A 16,556-nucleotide genomic window follows, 5' to 3' on the forward strand; every position below is an offset into this window, starting at 1 on the left:
AGAAGCCGTCCAAATGGCCGCCCATTTTGCCGTCTCGTTCCAAGCCAACACCTCCGACGTTCATGCGCACGGAGATTGGCCCGTTCAGATCACCAGCGGCAGGAGGGGATCAGCGTCGCGCTTACGGTAGACCCAAGCCCAAATGAAAACGGCCGGCTCGGAAACCGGCCGGCCGCTGGCTGCGGGGATGACTAGATGCGACGGGCGCCCGTCAGGCGGTCAGCGTCTCGCCCTTCAGATGGCGGTCGAGGAACGGCAGGCTGTCCTGCCCCCAGAACAGCTCGCCCTCGTGCAGATAGGTCGGCAGGCCAAAGACCCCGGCGGTGCGAGCCTGTTCAAGGCTTTGCGCCCGGCGTGCGGCGACCGCCTCCGACCCGGCATGGGCGTCCAGCGTGGCAAAATCGAACCCCGCCGCCTCGGCCACGGCCTTGCGGATGGCGGGCTGGCCGATATCCTCGGCCCGGCCCCAGAAGGCGCGTTGCAGCGCCAGCGTCAGGCCCAGCCAGTCCTGCCCCAAAAGATGCGCGGCCACTATCAGATCGGCAGCCGGCGACGGGTCCGACAGCGCCTCGCGCCCGGAAAATTGCAGCGCCACCCCGCGCAGCGCGGCCCAGCGCTTCAGATCGGTGAACCAATAGGCCCGGCGCGGCGCCGGGCGATTGCGCGAATAGATGCCGCCGTTTTCCTCGATCAGGGGGATGGCATGGGGCTCGATGACCGCGCCATGCGCCTTGGCCAGCGCCGCAAAGGCCTCAAGCCCGATGTAGGCCCAGGGCGAGCCGATGCCGAAAAAATAGTCGATCTTCTGGGTCATGGTCAGTCCGTGCTGTCAGAAAGCTGGCGCGCCGCCCCGGCAATCAGGGCAAGCGCGGAAATGCGGGCCTCGCGCATGGGCTGCGCATGGCCAAGGACGGCGCGGCGCGCCAGCGCCCCGTCGTAAAGCAGCGCCAGATGGCCGCCGATCCGGTCGGCATCCGCCAGCCCCGCCGCGCGCGCCACGCCGCACAGCAGTTCGGCCACCGCCAGCTTGTGCATCCGGGCCAGCGCGATGACCTTTTCGGAATCGCCATGCTCGGCCACGGCCAGCGCAAAGGCGCAGCCGCGAAATTCGGGGTTCTCGGCCTTTTCGGCCAGCCGCTCGAAGATCACCGAAATGCGCTCGGCTGCATCGGCATGGGCAGCCAGAACCGCCTCAAGCCCCTGCATCACCCGCGCGTGACGGTCCTGCAGATAGGCCAGCACCAGATCCTCTTTCGAGGGGAAATGCCGGTAAAGCGTCGCCTTGGCGATATCGGCCTCGGCGATGATGCGGTCGATGCCGACCGCGCGGATGCCCTCGCGAAAGAACAGCCCGCTGGCAATGTCGAGGATCCGCGCGGCGATGGCGGGCCGGGTCCCGGCAGTGGTGGTCATGTCAGGCCTCCGTCAGGGGTTCGGCCTGCGCGTCCCCATCCTGCGCCGCCCCGCCCTGCGCCAGCGCGACCAGAGCCTCCAGCCCACGCCCGCCCGGTTTGCCGCCCTCGGCAGCCAAAGTCTCGGCCAGCCGCCGCACCGCCCGGTTCCATGGCGCGGGCAGGCCGTGGCGCTGCGCCAGCAGGACGATTTCACCGTTCAGAAAATCGACCTCGCTGCGCGCGCCGCGGGTAAAGCTTTGCCATGTGGACTGGCCGGCGGGATCGTCAGGGTCGCGAAGAACCTCCCAACCGTCAAGGTCAATGCGCTGGTCGTCCGGGGGCGCAAAGCCTGCGGCGCGCAGCACCAGCGCCGCCTCCTCCACCACCGCCGCGCCGATCCGCTCGCGCAATGCCGCATCGCCCGAAAACAGCTCCAGCGCATTGCGGACATTGTGCAAGAGCTTCTGCGCCTTCCAGTTTTGGATGGCGGCGCTTTCCTGCGCCAGCGCATTGGCCCGCAGCAGATCACGCACCAGCCGCGCGGTGACGGCATCAGTCCCTGCGGGCCAAAGCCCGACAACGAAGGCCGCGAATTGTGGTCGGGCCAGCACGCGCACCTTGCCGGTTTCGGTATAGATCGCCGGCACCCGGACGCTGGCCGACAGCACCCGGTCAAAGCGCCGCGCCAGAATCGGCTCGGCCGCAAGCCCGTTCTGCAGGGCGACGATGGGCAGATCGGCGGCCGTGCCGCCACCCTCGACCGGCAAAGGCGCCAGCCGGGCGCTGGTTTCCTCGACATCCTGCGTCTTGACCGCCAGCAGGATCACGTCATCGCCGCGCAGCCGCAACCCGGCCTCGTCGGTCAGGTTCAGCCGCCGGGTGACGGTGCCGCCGGGGCGCTGATAGCGCAGCCCGTGCTGGCGCAGATGGGCCAGTTGCGCCCCCCGGCCCAGCAGGATGCAATCCACCCCGGCCTCGTCGAATTGCGCGGCAAGGCTGGTGCCGATCGCACCGGCGCCGACGATCACATAACGCATCTCGGTCTTCCTCATGTTCCGGGGCCCGGGCGGAATGCGGGGCAAACCGCCCGGCCGGGGCCACATATCATCCTGCACGGGGAATGCCGCGCGGGTCAAACGGCGCGGCGCAGCGGCTCGGGACGTGGTTCCGGCAAGGCATCAGACCCCGCCCCGGCATCGGTCCGACCGGCCCGGAACCGCGCCAGCGCCGACCGTCCCAGCAGGGTCAGCAGGGTATCGGGCTGCGGCGCATGCACCAGCACGGCCTGAATGTCGCGGAAATGCCGTTCAAGCCCCAGCTCCGCGCCAAGCCCCGGATTGCCAAGGCTGCGCACGGCCAGCCCCACCGCCTCATAGAGCTGGCGCCCGACGATCAGCCGGGTGCGGATCAGATGCTCGGCATCGTCCTGATGCCGGGTCAGCGCGTCGAACAGGAACACCCGCGCCGAGGACACCAGCAGGTCGATCTCGCCCGCCACGGTCTGGATGCGCTCGGTCTCGGCGATGGGGCGGCCCAGATTGGCCGGCACCCGGTCATGGACAAAGCGGGCAAAGGCATCGCGCGCCGCCTCGGCCACGCCCAGATACAGCGCCGTCAGCGCCAGCGTCATCAGCGCGTGCCCGCGGTTGTCCTGCTGCGCCTGCCCCGCCTCAGCGATATTGATCACCCGCTCGGCCGGGACCAGCACATCCTCGAAGGCCACGTCATGGGACGAGGTCGCCCGCATCCCCAGACTGTCCCAATTCTCGATGATGCGGATGCCGGGGGTGTCGGCTTCGACGATGAAGGTGCCGACGCGGGCCGGCGTCTCGTCGGTCGAGGCCCAGACCAGAAAATGGCTGAGGCCCTGCGAGCCGGTGACGAAACGCTTGGTGCCGGTGATGCGCCAGCCCTCGGCGGTGCGGCGCGCCACCGTCTGCGGCAGCCCGCCGCGCGCGGGCGAGCCCAGCTCGGGCTCGACCCGCGCCGCGTTCAACAGCAGCGGCCGCTGCGGCGCCGAGGTCAGGATCTGGCGATAATAGGCCTCGGGCCAGACCTGCGTCTCGGCCTGATTGAGATGGCTGAACAGCGTCATCGAGGCGATCAGCGCGACCGAGGGATCGGCGCGGCCGACCTCGGCGATGATCCGCGCGGCAGTCACCAGATCGCCGCCAGGGCCGCCATAGCGGGTGCCGACGGTCGCGAGCAACAACCCCGCATCATGCAGGGCCGCGATCCCCTCCCAGGGAAAGGCGCCGGCACGGTCAGAGGCTGCCGCCGCCGCCGCGATGCGGGCAAGGGTGGCTGAGGGGACAAGGGGGGTATCGTTCGGCACTTGCGCGGTCGCTTTCATGGGATCGGGTCAGGCCAGCGCCGGCTCGGCCAAGTGCGCCGCCGCACGTTCGGCCAGCCCCTGACGCACCAGCGGCAGGACATAGCGGCCGTAATCGACCACGTCGTTGTAATTGTCATAGCCCCGGATCGAGATCAGATCGGCCCCCAGATCGACGTAATCCAAAAGCGAGTCGGCGATGGTGCGGGGCGAGCCCACCAGCGCGGTCGAGGCGCCGCTGGCATTGGTCGCGGTCACGGTCGGATACCACTGCGCGCGGTCCTGCACGTCGCCGCGCTTGGCAATCTCCAGCAGGCGCTGCGATCCGACATTCTGCGGAGAGGCGGCATTGATCGGCTTGCGGCCAAGGCCCTTTTCCCGCGCCGCGTTCAGCAGGTCCAGCGTGCGATGCGCCTTTTCCCATGCCAGCTCGTCGGTCTCGGCGATGATCGGGCGGAAGGTGACCCAGATGCGCGGCCGGTCCTTGCGCCCGGCAGCGGCTGCAGCGGCATTGACCTTTTCGATCTGCTCGCGGGTTTCTTTCAGCGGCTCGCCCCACAGGCCAAAGATATCGGCCAGCTCGCCACCGACGCGATAGGCCTCGTCCGACGAGCCGCCAACCGAAACCGGGATCGGCGCGACCGGGCGCACCTTGCTGGAGAAATCCTTGAACTGGTAATATTTCCCATCATGGTCAAAAGGTCCCGACGATTCCCACGCGCGGCGCAGGATGCGGATATATTCTGCCTGCCGCTCGTAACGTTCTTCCTTGTTCAGGAAATCGCCCTCTCGCGCCTGCTCGGCCGGGTCGCCGCCGGCGATGAAATGCACGACGACGCGCCCGCCGCCCAGTTGCGACAGCGTCGCCAGCGCCTTGGCGGCGACGGTGGGATAGACCGTATTCGGGCGCAGCGCGACGATGACATGGATGTTCCTGGTCACTGCAAGGATCGTCGCGGCGATGGTGAAATTGTCGAATGACGACGAATGATAGGGGATCAGCGTGTAGTTGAAGCCGTAATCGTCCAGCGTCCGGGCATAGCGCACCAGATAGGCCGGATCGACCGGCGCCTCGGGGATCGGCGCGATGTCGGTCGAGGCATTGGGAAAGGTGATGGAGATGAATTCGGTGGGCATGGCGGTCTCATCGAAGGTTGCGAGAATGTCTCTTTCATCTTCAAGACTAGCCATGCGGGGCCTGACATAGAACGACCTGTCTCTCTCTTTTTCTGCACGCGGGAAACGGCCTCTGCTCTTTCATCGCGACGACGGGGAATGTCCTTCCCTTGCCCGGTTCCGGGGCCGAAAGCCGCGATTCGCAGCAGGTCCGGCAGACCCGCCCACGAATGAAAAAAGCCCCGCCGCAGGGCGAGGCTTTTTCCGATGCTGCCGGGCGCCGGTCAGGGCTGGACCGACACCTTGGCCATGTAATCGGGATCGACCACGGCGCCATTGGCGGCAGGATCGCCCTTTTTGATGGCGTTCAGCACGTCCCAGCCGTCGATCAGCTGGCCGACGACGGTATATTGGCCGTCAAGGAACTCGGCCGGGGCCAGATCGATGAAGAACTGGCTGTTGGCGCTGTTGGGATCTTGCGAACGGGCCATGCCCACGGTGCCGCGCTGGAAGCTGACATCGTTGAACTCGGCCTTGAGGTCGGGCATGTCCGACCCGCCCATGCCGGCGCGGGCGGTGTCCTTGCCGTGCTTGCCGAATTCGACGTCGCCGGTCTGGGCCATGAAGCCGTCGATGACGCGGTGGAAGACCACGTTGTCATAGGCCCCCGACTTGGCCAACGCGACCAGCCGCTCGACATGCTTGGGCGCCTTGGACTGGTAGAGATCCAGCACGATCTTGCCCTTGGGCACGCCGCTGGCATCGGCCACCTCGATCACCAGATTCGGGCCCGGCCCGTCGGTGACGCCCGGCAGCCCCCCGGCCATGGCTGCACTGCCCGACAGCAGCAGCGCCGGGATCAGCAGCTTACTCCACATCGGCCGCCACCTTCACCGAAACCATGCGGTCCGGGTTCGCCGGCGGCTCGCCGCGCGCGATCTTGTCCACGGCTTCCATGCCCGAGATCACCCGGCCGTAAACGGTATATTGCCCGTTCAGGAAGTGGTTGTCCTTGAAGTTGATGAAGAACTGGCTGTTGGCCGAGTTCGGGTTCATCGAACGTGCCGCCCCCAGCGTGCCACGGTCATGCGGCAGGCGCGAGAATTCGGCCGGCAGGTCGGGCAGGTCCGAACCACCGGTGCCGGCGCGGCCCGGGTTGTAGTTGTTTTCCATATTGGCGTGCTCGACATCGCCGGTCTGGGCCATGAAGCCCTCGATGACGCGGTGGAAGGCGACATTGTCGTATTTGCCGGCGCGGGCCAGCTCCTTCATCCGCTCGACGTGCTTGGGCGCGACATCGGGCAAAAGCTCGATGACGACCGGGCCGTCCTTGAGCTCGATGATCACCGTGTTTTCGGGATCCTTGATCTCGGCCATGGGGGTCTCCTTCTGATGGCTTGGCCAAAGGCATAAGCATTTCGTTGCCCCCAGACAACGCCGCCATTGCGCATCGGTGCCGCGACGGGCACAGATTGACGCCAATGTTAACTTGCAGGACAACCGCTCGGAACAGCGCGAGCGGCTGAGGAAAGGGATAAGCATGGCGGATTTCAATACGATCGACGACCTGGACCTGGACGGCAAGGTGGTCCTGACCCGCGTGGACGTGAACGTGCCGGTCGAAAACGGACAGGTCACCGACGCCACCCGGATCGAAAAGATCGTGCCGACGATCAAGGACATCCAGGCCAAGGGCGGCATCCCGGTGCTCTTGGCGCATTTCGACCGGCCCAAGGGCAAGCGCGTCGACAGCATGAGCCTGAAGATCGTGATCCCCGCCCTGGAAAAGGCCCTTGGCCAGCCGGTGAAATTCGCCGAAGAGGCGATCGGCGGCCCGGCCAAGCGCGCGGTGGCCGATCTGAAGCCCGGCGATGTGCTGCTGCTGGAAAACACCCGCTTCTATCCCGGCGAAGAGGCGAACGACCCGACCTTTGCCGCCTCGCTGGCTGCCCTTGGCCAAGCCTATGTCAATGACGCCTTTTCGGCCGCGCATCGCGCGCATGCCTCGACCGAAGGCATTGCGCAGCTGCTGCCCTCGGCCGCCGGTCGGCTGATGGAGGCCGAGCTGAAGGCGCTGAACGCCGCCTTGGGCGAGCCGCAGCGCCCGGTCGTTGCGGTGGTCGGCGGCGCCAAGGTCTCGACCAAGCTCGACCTGCTCAGCAACCTGATCTCCAAAGTCGATCATCTGGTGATCGGCGGCGGCATGGCCAATACCTTCCTGGTGGCGCAGGGCATCGAGGTCGGCAAATCGCTGGCCGAACGCGACATGGCCGATACCGCGCGTGACATTCTGGGCCGTGCCGAAGGGGCCGGATGCACCATTCACCTGCCAGTCGATGTGGTCGTGGCGCGCGAGTTCAAGGCCAATGCCGCGAACGAGACCGTGGCCGCCGACGCCTGCCCCGCCGATGCGATGATCCTTGATGCCGGTCCGCAGACCGTCGCCAAGATCCGCACGGTTTTCGAGGCCAGCCGCACGCTGATCTGGAACGGCCCGCTGGGCGCCTTCGAGATCGCACCCTTTGACGCAGCGACCAATGCGGCCGCGCAAGAAGCAGCGCAGTTGACCCGCGAAGGCAAGCTGATCTCGGTCGCGGGCGGCGGCGATACGGTCGCCGCGCTGAACAAGGCCGGGGTTTCGGGCGATTTCACCTTCATCTCGACGGCGGGCGGCGCCTTTCTGGAATGGATGGAAGGCAAGGAGCTGCCGGGCGTCGCCGCGCTGGAAAAACACTGAGACCAGCGAGGGCCGAAACGGATTGCAAGGGGGCCGCGCTGGCCCCTTTTTTGCATCCGGGGCCGTGCTGGCCGACCGCCTGCGCGCCTTGGCTGACGCCGCGTGGGGCTCTGCCCCACACCCCGGGATATTTCGGCACGAAAGAAAGCCGGGGCGCGGCGCTCTTTTCCTTTTCGCCGGAAAAGCCTAGGTTCCGGGCGACAGACAGAAGGATGGGTGCATGTCGTTTTTCTCGAAACTGCGCGACCGGCTGACGCGGTCCTCGTCGAAGATCGGCGCGGGGCTGGACGATATCGTCGCGGAGGGTGCGGCCGAGGAAAAACCGGCTCCTGCCCCGGCAGCGCCTGCGCCGGCCTCTGCCGCGCCGATCCCGACGGCGCCCGCCCCGGTCGTGCCCGCAGCCGTGACGCCAGCGCCCGCCACGCCTGCACCCGAGCCGGCACGGGGGGGGATTTTGGGCCGGCTGTTCGGCTCGGCCTCGGGTGAGCCACGGCGCGAGCTGGATGACCAGATGCTGGAGCAGCTGGAGGAGATGCTGATCCAGGCCGACATGGGCGTCGAGACCGCGCTGCGCGTCACCGCCAATATCGCCGAAGGGCGGATGGGCAAGCGCATTTCGGCCACCGAGCTGAAGGAGCTGCTGGCGGAGGAGATCGCGCGGATCATGGCGCCAGTGGCCCGGCCGCTGCCGATCTATCCCAAGCGGCCGCAGGTGGTGCTGGTGGTGGGCGTCAACGGCTCGGGCAAGACCACGACCATCGGCAAGCTGGCGAGCCAGTTCCGCGCGGCAGGCAAGAATGTGGTGATCGCAGCAGGCGATACCTTTCGCGCCGCTGCGGTCGAGCAATTGCAGGTCTGGGGCAAGCGCGCCGGCGTGCCGGTGATGACCGCGCCCGAGGGCTCGGACCCGGCCAGTCTGGCCTTTGACGCGATGAACCGGGCCGAGGCCGATGGCGCCGACCTGCTGATGATCGACACCGCCGGGCGGTTGCAGAACCGTCAGGACCTGATGGAGGAGCTGGCCAAGATCGTCCGCGTCATCCGCAAGAAGGATCCGTCGGCACCGCATAACACCCTGCTGGTGCTGGATGCCACCACCGGCCAGAACGCGCTGAGTCAGGTCGAGACTTTCCAGAAGCTGGCCGACGTCTCGGGGCTGGTGATGACCAAGCTGGACGGCACGGCGCGCGGCGGCGTGCTGGTGGCGCTGGCCGACCGCTTTGGCCTGCCGATCCATGCCATCGGCGTCGGTGAGCAGATCGATGATCTGGACGCCTTCGACGCGCGTGACTTTGCCCGCGCGCTGGTCGGTCTGGACTGACCCTTAGCTTTCACCATTTTGAAAATACCCATGCGACCGCGCCACAGGCGATGCGTCAGGGTTTGACCAGATGCGCGTCCGTCTTGGTCGTCTCAACCGGCGCGACATTGCCCGAAGACGTCGCCGCAGGCATCGAGACTTCCTGCGGCGGGGTAAAGGGCGCGGTCAGCTCGGCCGTCTTGGCCTGTTTGTCATAGATGCAGACATAGCGATCAGCGCCGCCATCGGGCAGCGTGGTGATCAGCAGCGCCGCGCCGTAATGTTCCGAGCCGAAGGGGTTGATTTCGATGGCGGTTTCGCCCTCGGCCGGAGCAAGCGCGCTGCAGGCCTTTTCGACATTGGCGCGGAATTCGGCCCAGGCCTCGTCGCTGGAGGCAAGGGCCGGACTGGCGGCGGCAAGGGCGATCAACAGGATGGGCAGGCGCATGGGTTCCTCCGGTCTGGGTGATCGGGAAACGCAGGAACCCGCCCTAGGGTTTCTATAGCCCCAGCCGGTCGGCGAAAGCCTGCACCGCATCCGCATCCCCCGCCGCGACCGAGCGCAGCAGCGTCGCCTGCGAACGCAGGATCGGCGTGCTGATGATCTTGAGATGGTTGGCGCGCAGCGTCTCGCCCGAGGAGGTGATGTCGGCGATCGCCTCGGCGGTCAGGTTCGCGACCGTGCCCTCGGTTGCTCCCTGACTGTCCACCAGCTGGTAATCGGCGACCTCTTCGGCCGAGAGCCACGCCCGCACGAGGCGGTGGTATTTCGTGGCGATGCGCAGGCGAAAGCCATGCTCGGCCCGGAAATCGCGGGCGATGGTGGCGAAATCGTCCAGACCCTCGCAATCGGCCCAGCAATCGGGCACCGCCAGGATCAGATCGGCGTGGCCAAAGCCCATCGGCGCCAGTTCCTCGACATGGCTGCGCCAGCCGGGCAGCTTTTCGCGGATCAGATCGGTGCCGGTGACGCCCAGATGGATGCGGCCGGCGCGCAGCTCACGCGGGATCTCGCCCGCTGACAGCAGCACCAGCGCGACATTCTCGGCGCCCTCGACCCGGCCGGCATATTCGCGGTCCGAACCCGCCCGCGACAGGCGCACGCCACGTTCGGCAAACCAATCGAAGGTCTGTTCCATCAGCCGCCCCTTGGACGGCACGCCAAGGCGGATCATGCCAGACCTCCCAACTCGTGGACGAGGCCGGGGCGGATGATGCCCCCGACCGCCGGGATCGCACGCCCCTGCCCCAGCACGGCCGCCAGCGCGTCGTAACGCCCGCCGGTGGCGACGGGCGGCCAGTCGGCATGGCCCTCGGCGACAAAGCTGAAGGTCATGCCGTCATAATATTCCATCGTGTGCCGGCCATGGCTGGCGTCAAAGCGGATCCCGTCCGTGTCGATGCCGCGCGCGGCAAGCAGCGCGAGGTTGCGGCCCAGCCGCTCGACCGCCTCCGAAATGTCGGGGATCTCGGCGGCCAGTTCGCGCAGCTGGCGCAGCGCCTCGGGCGCGGGGGCGTCGATGGCGAACAGCCGCTCCAGCCGCGCGACCCAGATCGCCGGCAAGGGCAGCTCGCCCGCATCGGCCTGCAAGCGGTCGATGCGGCGCTGCATTTCCTCGCGCCCGCGCAGCCCGCTCCACGGTGCGATAGGCTGCGAGAAATTGCGCGGCTCGGGCTGGCCGGAAAAGCGTGCCAGCAGCCGGGCAAAGCGCCGCGGCCGCCAGATGTGGTGCAAAAGCGCCGCGCGACGGGCACCCGAGAGCGGCAGCGCGCGCACCGCGTCCATCAGCAGGTCCATGTCGCCCATGCTGGCCCGCAGCCCAAGCGGCGCCAGCAGGCTGTGAAACAGCGCGAAAACCTCGGCATCGGCCTCGGCGTCGCGGGCGAAAAGCTCGAACCCGGCTTGCAGATATTCATTGTCGCGCGGGTGCTCGGGCTGCAGCTCGCCCTGATCCTGCTTGCGAAAGACCTCGCCCAGATAGCAATAGCGCGCAGGCTCGGCGCCGTTCTGCATGTGCATCTGCACGACCGGCACGGTAAAATCGGGGCGCAGCATCACCTCGCCCCGGATCGGGTCTTGCGTGACATAGGCGCGGGCGCGAATATCCTCGCCGTAAAGATCCAGCAGCGTCTCGGCCGGCAGCAGCAGGTCGGGCGCGACCTCCTCGGCTCCGGCGGCGCGGAAGGCGGCAAGGATCTGCTGGCCGATGGCCTGTTTCTCGCGCTTGCTCATCCGAGGATCCGACGGACTTCGGCGATCAGATCGGCGCGCCGAACCTCAGTCTGGGCGGGCTGGGATTTCCATTCGTCATGGCTGGCCTCGGCGGCGATCCGGGCACCAAGGATCAGATCCTTGACCTGCACGACGCCCCGCGCGGCCTCATCGGCCCCCTGGATGATCGCCACCGGAGACTGACGTTTATCGGCATATTTCAGCTGGTTGCCAAAGTTCTTGGGGTTGCCCAGATAGACCTCGGCGCGGATGCCTGCGGCGCGCAGCTCGGCGGCCATGGCCTGATAATCGCTCATGCGGTCGCGGTCCATGACGGTCACCACGACCGGCCCCTGCACCTCGCCGCCCATCAACCCCTTGGCACGCAGCGCGGCCAGCAGGCGGTCGACGCCGATGGAAATGCCGGTCGCGGGCACCTTCTGGCCGGTGAAGCGTTCGACCAACCCATCGTAGCGCCCGCCACCTGCGACAGAGCCGAACTGGCGTTTGCGGCCCTTTTCGTCAAGGATTTCGAAGGTCAGCTCGGCCTCGAACACCGGGCCGGTGTAATAACCAAGGCCGCGCACGATCGAGGGGTCGATGACGGCGCGATCTTCGCCCACGCCCATCGCCGCCAGCATGTCGCTGATCTGCGCCAGTTCCTCGACACCCTCGGCACCAATGGCCGAGGCACCGACGGCGGCGCGCAGATTGGCCAGCGTTTCGGCATTGTTGCCGCCTTTCGAGGTCAGGAAAGCGATGACCGGATCGGCCTGTTCGGGGCGCAGGCCGACGCCCTCGATCACTGCGCCGCTGTCATCCTTGCGGCCGGTGGTCAAAAGCTGACGCACGCCCTGCTCGCCGACCTTGTCGAACTTGTCGATGGTGCGAAGGACGTCGTCGGCCGGGGCGCCCTCGGTGACGCCCATCGCCTCGAGGATGCCGTTCAGAACCTTGCGGTTGTTGATGCGGATCAGGTAATCGCCGCAGGGGATGCCGGCATGTTCCAGCGCCGCCGACAGCATGGCACAGATTTCGGCATCGGCGGCCACGCTGGCCGTGCCGACGGTATCGGCATCGCATTGATAGAATTGCCGGAACCGCCCCGGCCCCGGCTTTTCATTGCGCCAGACCGGGCCCATCGCATAACGCCGGTAGGGGCTGGGCAGATCGTTGCGGAATTGGGCGGCCACCCGCGCCAAAGGTGCGGTCAGGTCATAGCGCAGTGCCAGCCAGTCGCCGGCACCGCCGCCGGGCACCTCGGCCTCTTGCCAGGCAAAGACGCCGGCATTGGGGCGATCCACGTCGGGCAGGAATTTTCCCAGCGCCTCGACGGTCTCGACGGCGCTGGTTTCCAGCGGCTCGAAGCCGTGGCGGTGATAGATCTCGGTGATGCGGTCCAGCATCTGCTTGCGCTCGGTCACGTCAGCGCCGAAATAGTCGCGGAACCCCTTGGGCGTTTCCGCCTTGGGTCGGGGCTGTTTCTTGAGATCTTTCGCCATGGTTTGCCTCGGGCTTTTCCATGCGGGGGTCTAGCGGATGGAGGCTGGATGGACAAGAACGAGCAAACCCTGCGGCTGGAGGAAGCCGTGGCGCATCTGAGCCGGGTGGTCGAGGATCTGTCCGAGGTGGTCGCCCGGCAGGAACGCGACATTGCGCGGCTGTCGCGCCGGGTCGGCCTGCTGATGGAGCGCGAGGCCGAACGCGAGGCCGAGGGCGGCACGATCCCGCTGGCCGATCAGCGCCCGCCGCATTGGTAGGGCGCCGCATTCCCAAGGCCCCGCATGAGTAAGGAAAGGGGCGCTGCCCCTCGCCCCTGCGGGGCTTCACCCCGGGGTATTTCTGAAACGGTGAAGGATCAGCGGCTTGCCGGGCCGAGGCGCGGGCCGGGCGGGGTCAGCGGATGCGCCGGGCTGCGGGTCAGCGGCGGCTCGGCCGGTCGCGGTGCTGCCGGGGCCGCTTTTGCTGCGGGCGCGACGGTGCTGCGCATGGGCTGGCTGAACGGCGCGCGCACGGCGGGCGGGGCCGCAGGTTCGGCTGACGGGGCGGCGAGGTCGGTTTCGATCCGGGGGGCGGCCGGGGGCTCAGCCGGTCGAGATTCGATGCGTGGCGCCGCACCTACGTCGGAGGCGAGGGCGCGACGGAAGATCAGCACGTTGTGATAGACCGTGCTGCGGCTGGTCAGGCCGGAGCGTTCCTCGGCCGGCAGGGTCTCGGCGCGGACATATTCCCAACCGTCGCGGGCCATATCGTTCAGCACATCGCTGAGCGTGGCGGCGAAACGGTCAATCCCGGTCCTTGCGCCCTTGGCCTTTTCGGCGCGGGCGGGGGCGGGAATGACGTTGTATTCGTAGCTGCTCATGGTCTGGCCTTTCCTTTGCCACAGGTTAGGCGAGTTGCGCGCGCAAGGGAAGCCGCACCCATGCCGGGGCCGCCCCCCTGCCCCGCTCACCCGGCGAAAGACACTGGCCGCCGCCGCAGGGTCGGCCCAATATGGCGCCGGCAACCGCAGGGGATCAGGCATTTGGACGACAGGCGCATGCAATGGGACCGGCTGCTTTCCTCGCGGCGATTTGGCGATGACCGCTATCAGGGCCAGAAAAGCCGCTCGGTCTTTGTGCAGGACCATGACCGCATCGTGTTCTCGGCCCCGTTCCGGCGGCTTGCCAACAAGACGCAGGTGCAGCCGCTTTACGAGCATGACCATGTGCATCACCGGCTGATCCATTCGATCGAGGTCAGCAGCGTCGGCCGCTCGCTGGCGACCCGCATCGGGCAATGGCTGGCCGGGCAAGGCGCCATCGCCGCCGCCGAGGTCGATGACCTTGCCAATATCGTGCAGGCGGCCTGCGTGGCACATGACATCGGCAACCCGCCCTTTGGCCATTCCGGCGAAGAGGCGATGGGCGCGTGGTTTCAGGACCGCTTTGCCACAAACGGCGGCCTGTTTGCCGAAATCCCCGCCGGGCAGCAGCGCGAATTTACCGCCTTCGAGGGCAATGCGCAGGGCTTTCGCATCCTGACCCGGCTGGAGATGTATCGCGGCGACGGCGGCATGCGGCTGTGCAAGGCGACGCTGGGCGCGTTCACCAAATATCCGGTCGGGGCGACTGACCGCGACCTGATCCGGGCCGAAGATCCCGCCGGGGCGGGCTATGTCGGGCTGAAGAAATTCGGCCTGTTCCAGTCCGATCTGCCCGCATTTCGCGATGTGGCAGAGACGCTGGGCCTGCCCGAGCGGATCAGCGGCGCAGGCCGGTTCTGGGCGCGCCATCCGCTGGTCTTTCTGATGGAGGCCGCCGATGACATCACCTACAACATCGTCGATCTTGAGGATGCCTTTACCACCGGCGAGTTGCCCTATGACCGCGTTCGGGCGATCCTTGCCGATATCGCGGGCGTGACCAAAGTCCGCCCCGCCAGCATGACCCCGGCCGAGGAAATCGCCTCATTGCGTGCCCGCAGTATCGGCGCGGCGGTCGAGGCCTGCGAGGCCGCCTTTGTCCAGCATTACGACGCGATCATGCAGGGCCGGTTTTCCGGCGACCTGATCGGCGCCAGCCGGCTGGGCCCGGCCTTTGCCGAGGTCAAGGCTCTGGCCGGCGATCAGATATTTACCGCGCCGCGCAAGACCGAGCTGGAGCTTTCCGGCCGACGCATCATCGCCAATGTCATGTCGGGCATCCTGCCGGTCTATGAGGATATGGCGCGCTGCGGCTGGGACGCGGAGAAGCTGTCGCCGCATTCGCAGCAGCTTGCACGCGCCTTGGCGCTGGACCTGCGCGATCTGCAGGATGCCGAAACCGCCCTGCATGCGCTGGCGGATTTCACCTCGGGCATGACCGACCGCTATGCGCTGCGCATCTCGCGCATGCTCAGCGGCACCTGACTGGCGGCAGCTTCGGGGCGCAGGCAGCGCGCGCCCCGAATAGCCGCAAGCCGGGCTTACTGCCCCAGCTTTTGCGCCACCAGATCCTGCACCGCCGCCGGGTTGGCCTTGCCGCCGGTGGCTTTCAGCACCTGACCGACGAACCAGCCCGCAAGTTTCGGGTTGGCCTTGGCCTTTTCAACCTGCGCCGGGTTCGCGGCGATGATTTCGTCCACGGCCTTTTCGATGGCGCCGAGGTCGGTCACCTGCTTCATGCCACGCTCTTCGACGATGGCTGCCGGGTCGCCGCCTTCGGTCCACAGGATCTCGAACAGGTCCTTGGCGATCTTGCCCGAAATCGCGCCCGAGCCGATCAGGTCGATCACGCCGCCGAGCTGACTGGCCGAGACGGGCGAGGTCTCAACGCTGAGCCCTTCCTTGTTCAGACGGCCAAACAGCTCGTTGATGACCCAGTTCGCGGCCATCTTGCCATCGCGGCCCGAGGCCACGGATTCGAAGTAATCCGCATTCTCGACCTCGGCGGTCAGGACGCCCGCGTCATATTCCGACAGCCCCAGATCCTTGACGAAGCGGGCCTTTTTTTCATCCGGCAGTTCCGGCATGGCGGCGGCGATGTCGTCGACCCAGGCCTGTTCGATGTCCAAAGGCAGCAGGTCGGGATCGGGGAAATAGCGGTAGTCATGCGCCTCTTCCTTGGAACGCATGGAGCGGGTTTCGCCCTTGTCGGGATCATAGAGGCGGGTTTCCTGCACGATGCTGCCGCCGTCCTCCAGAATGGCGATCTGGCGACGGGCCTCGTAGTCGATGGCGGCCTGAATGAAGCGCAGCGAGTTCATGTTCTTGATCTCGCAGCGGGTGCCCAGATGGCTGAAATCCTGCGTTTCCTGATAACGCTCATAGGCGCCGGGCGGGCAGACCGAGACGTTCACATCGGCGCGCAGGTTGCCGTTCTGCATGTTGCCGTCGCAGGTGCCCAGATAGCGCATGATCTGGCGCAGCTTGGCGACGTAGGCTGCGGCCTCTTCGGGGCCACGGATGTCGGGGCGGCTGACGATCTCCATCAGGGCGACGCCGGTGCGGTTCAGGTCGACGAATGACATGTTGGGGTCCATGTCGTGGATCGACTTGCCGGCGTCCTGTTCCAGATGGATACGCTCGATGCGGACGCGGCGGGCGACGCCGGGGCCCATGTCCACGATCACCTCGCCCTCGCCCACGATGGGGTGGTAAAGCTGGCTGATCTGATAGCCCTGCGGCAGGTCGGGATAGAAATAGTTCTTGCGGTCAAACGCCGAGCGCAGGTTGATCCCGGCCTTCAGGCCCAGCCCGGTTTTCACCGCCTGCGCCACGCAGAATTCGTTGATCACGGGCAGCATGCCGGGCATGGCGGCATCGACAAAGGCCACATGACTGTTCGGCTCGGCGCCAAAGCCGGTCGAGGCGCCCGAAAACAGCTTGGCGTTCGAGGCGACCTGCGCGTGAACCTCCAGCCCGATGACCAGTTCCCAGTCGCCCTTGGCCCCGGCGATCACCTTGGGTTGCGGCGCGGTATAGGTCAGATGATCGAGCATGGCGG

The 16,556-nt window shown here is 67.0% G+C and carries 17 protein-coding genes; 4 read left to right on the top strand and 13 right to left on the bottom strand.

Annotation, left to right across the window (positions count from 1 at the left end; translation table 11 throughout):
* Nucleotides 1-211 precede the first annotated feature (211 nt).
* From GL279_RS16635 to GL279_RS16665, 7 genes are all read right to left on the bottom strand, one after another.
* Complete coding sequence (locus GL279_RS16635; RefSeq protein WP_155065752.1) at nt 212-814, bottom strand: 2-hydroxychromene-2-carboxylate isomerase; 603 nt, start codon at nt 812-814, stop codon at nt 212-214.
* A 2-nt stretch (nt 815-816) separates the two neighbouring features.
* Nucleotides 817-1,413, bottom strand: coding sequence for a TetR/AcrR family transcriptional regulator (locus tag GL279_RS16640; protein WP_155065753.1), 597 nt, complete (start codon nt 1,411-1,413; stop codon nt 817-819).
* A 1-nt stretch (nt 1,414) separates the two neighbouring features.
* Complete coding sequence (locus GL279_RS16645; protein ID WP_155065754.1) at nt 1,415-2,431, bottom strand: ketopantoate reductase family protein; 1,017 nt, start codon at nt 2,429-2,431, stop codon at nt 1,415-1,417.
* 95 nt (nt 2,432-2,526) lie between these two features.
* Nucleotides 2,527-3,747 carry an acyl-CoA dehydrogenase family protein gene (locus GL279_RS16650; protein ID WP_155065755.1) on the bottom strand — a complete coding sequence of 407 codons (1,221 nt, stop codon included), beginning with the start codon at nt 3,745-3,747 and terminating at the stop codon, nt 2,527-2,529.
* A gap of 9 nt (nt 3,748-3,756) precedes the next feature.
* Nucleotides 3,757-4,863: an LLM class flavin-dependent oxidoreductase gene (locus tag GL279_RS16655; RefSeq protein WP_155065756.1), complete on the bottom strand. Its 1,107-nt coding sequence runs from the start codon at nt 4,861-4,863 to the stop codon at nt 3,757-3,759.
* A gap of 263 nt (nt 4,864-5,126) precedes the next feature.
* Entirely contained in the window at nt 5,127-5,720 is a 594-nt protein-coding gene (locus GL279_RS16660; RefSeq protein WP_155065757.1) for a peptidylprolyl isomerase, read from the bottom strand.
* Nucleotides 5,710-6,219, bottom strand: a complete 510-nt coding sequence (locus GL279_RS16665) for a peptidylprolyl isomerase (protein ID WP_155065758.1) — start codon at nt 6,217-6,219, stop codon at nt 5,710-5,712. The genes GL279_RS16660 and GL279_RS16665 overlap by 11 nt, the downstream gene beginning before the upstream one ends.
* Before the next feature lie 163 nt (nt 6,220-6,382).
* On the opposite strand from GL279_RS16665, the gene GL279_RS16670 reads away from it, so the two are divergent.
* Nucleotides 6,383-7,579: a phosphoglycerate kinase gene (locus GL279_RS16670; RefSeq protein ID WP_155065759.1), complete on the top strand. Its 1,197-nt coding sequence runs from the start codon at nt 6,383-6,385 to the stop codon at nt 7,577-7,579.
* Between the two features lie 220 nt (nt 7,580-7,799).
* A complete protein-coding gene (ftsY, locus tag GL279_RS16675; protein ID WP_155065760.1) occupies nt 7,800-8,900 on the top strand; it encodes a signal recognition particle-docking protein FtsY in 1,101 nt (366 codons plus the stop codon).
* A gap of 55 nt (nt 8,901-8,955) precedes the next feature.
* Here the strand turns inward: ftsY and GL279_RS16680 are convergent, their stop codons facing one another.
* Genes GL279_RS16680 through hisS form a run of 4 tightly spaced genes read right to left on the bottom strand, consistent with a single transcriptional unit; the run spans nt 8,956 to nt 12,593 of the window.
* On the bottom strand, nt 8,956-9,327 hold the full coding sequence (locus GL279_RS16680) for a hypothetical protein (protein ID WP_155065761.1): 372 nt from the start codon (nt 9,325-9,327) through the stop codon (nt 8,956-8,958).
* A 52-nt stretch (nt 9,328-9,379) separates the two neighbouring features.
* Entirely contained in the window at nt 9,380-10,054 is a 675-nt protein-coding gene (hisG, locus tag GL279_RS16685) for an ATP phosphoribosyltransferase (protein ID WP_155065762.1), read from the bottom strand.
* Nucleotides 10,051-11,112 carry an ATP phosphoribosyltransferase regulatory subunit gene (locus GL279_RS16690; protein WP_155065763.1) on the bottom strand — a complete coding sequence of 354 codons (1,062 nt, stop codon included), beginning with the start codon at nt 11,110-11,112 and terminating at the stop codon, nt 10,051-10,053. The genes hisG and GL279_RS16690 overlap by 4 nt, the downstream gene beginning before the upstream one ends.
* Nucleotides 11,109-12,593 (bottom strand): histidine--tRNA ligase, encoded by a 1,485-nt coding sequence (gene hisS, locus GL279_RS16695; RefSeq protein ID WP_155065764.1) that lies wholly within the window; start codon nt 12,591-12,593, stop codon nt 11,109-11,111. The genes GL279_RS16690 and hisS overlap by 4 nt, the downstream gene beginning before the upstream one ends.
* A 48-nt stretch (nt 12,594-12,641) precedes the next feature.
* Here hisS and GL279_RS16700 point away from each other — a divergent pair, with 48 nt between their 5' ends.
* Complete coding sequence (locus GL279_RS16700; RefSeq protein ID WP_155065765.1) at nt 12,642-12,851, top strand: SlyX family protein; 210 nt, start codon at nt 12,642-12,644, stop codon at nt 12,849-12,851.
* A gap of 98 nt (nt 12,852-12,949) precedes the next feature.
* Here GL279_RS16700 and GL279_RS16705 read toward each other — a convergent pair whose 3' ends face one another.
* The gene (locus GL279_RS16705; protein WP_155065766.1) at nt 12,950-13,453 is read right to left on the bottom strand and encodes a DUF4177 domain-containing protein; all 504 of its coding nucleotides are present in this window, start codon (nt 13,451-13,453) and stop codon (nt 12,950-12,952) included.
* A gap of 162 nt (nt 13,454-13,615) precedes the next feature.
* Between GL279_RS16705 and dgt the strand changes: the two genes are divergently transcribed.
* Nucleotides 13,616-14,980, top strand: a complete 1,365-nt coding sequence (dgt, locus tag GL279_RS16710) for a dGTP triphosphohydrolase (protein WP_246175363.1) — start codon at nt 13,616-13,618, stop codon at nt 14,978-14,980.
* 56 nt (nt 14,981-15,036) lie between these two features.
* Here the strand turns inward: dgt and gatB are convergent, their stop codons facing one another.
* Nucleotides 15,037-16,551, bottom strand: a complete 1,515-nt coding sequence (gatB, locus tag GL279_RS16715) for an Asp-tRNA(Asn)/Glu-tRNA(Gln) amidotransferase subunit GatB (RefSeq protein WP_155065767.1) — start codon at nt 16,549-16,551, stop codon at nt 15,037-15,039.
* Between the last annotated feature and the right edge of the window lie 5 nt (nt 16,552-16,556).

It is taken from the genome of Paracoccus limosus (genome assembly GCF_009711185.1).
In the GTDB taxonomy this organism is placed as follows: Bacteria; Pseudomonadota; Alphaproteobacteria; order Rhodobacterales; family Rhodobacteraceae; genus Paracoccus; species Paracoccus limosus.